Source organism: Arthrobacter sp. ZGTC131, from assembly GCF_002929275.1.
Lineage (GTDB): Bacteria > Actinomycetota > Actinomycetes > Actinomycetales > Micrococcaceae > Arthrobacter.
The window spans coordinates 1-579 of the sequence record NZ_PJIK01000085.1; the positions used below are offsets into that span (position 1 = coordinate 1).

Sequence of the window (579 nt, forward strand, 5' to 3'; positions counted from 1 at the left end):
CGGCCAGGTTGCCCGCAATCATTGGCAGCATCAGCAGCCCGGCTTCCGTGGGGCTGAATCCGCGGGCGATCTGGAAGTACTGGCCCAGGAAGGTGGTGGAACCAAACATCGCGATACCCACGGCCACAGAGGCAACAATGGACAGCGCCGTGGTGCGCTCGCGGATGATCTTCAGCGGGATGATGGGCTCGCGGACCTTGGATTCCACCAGGACCAGCAGGGCCAGGAGCACGACGGCGCCGCCAACCATGGCTGCGGTCTGCCAGGACATCCATTCGTAGTAGCCGGCCTTTCCGGCGAACGACACCCAGATCAGCAGCAGCGAAACTCCGGCGGTCAGCAGGATCGACCCGAGCCAGTCAATGCTGACCTTGCGGCGGGTGTGCGGCAGGCGAAGCGTGACCTGAAGCAGGAACAGTGCCACTACGGCCAGCGGCACGCAGAGGAAGAAGGTCCACCGCCAGCCCAGCGGGCTGTCCACGATAAACCCGCCCAGCAAGGGACCGCCGGCAGTGGCCACAGCCATCACCGCGCCCATATAGCCGGAGTACCGGCCGCGTTCGCGCGGCGGAATGATGG

1 protein-coding gene is annotated in these 579 nt (G+C 65.5%); it reads right to left on the reverse strand.

Annotated elements, in window-relative coordinates; genetic code table 11:
* On the reverse strand, nucleotides 1-579 hold a 579-nt coding region (locus tag CXQ90_RS21800), incomplete at both ends, for an MFS transporter (RefSeq protein WP_146068969.1).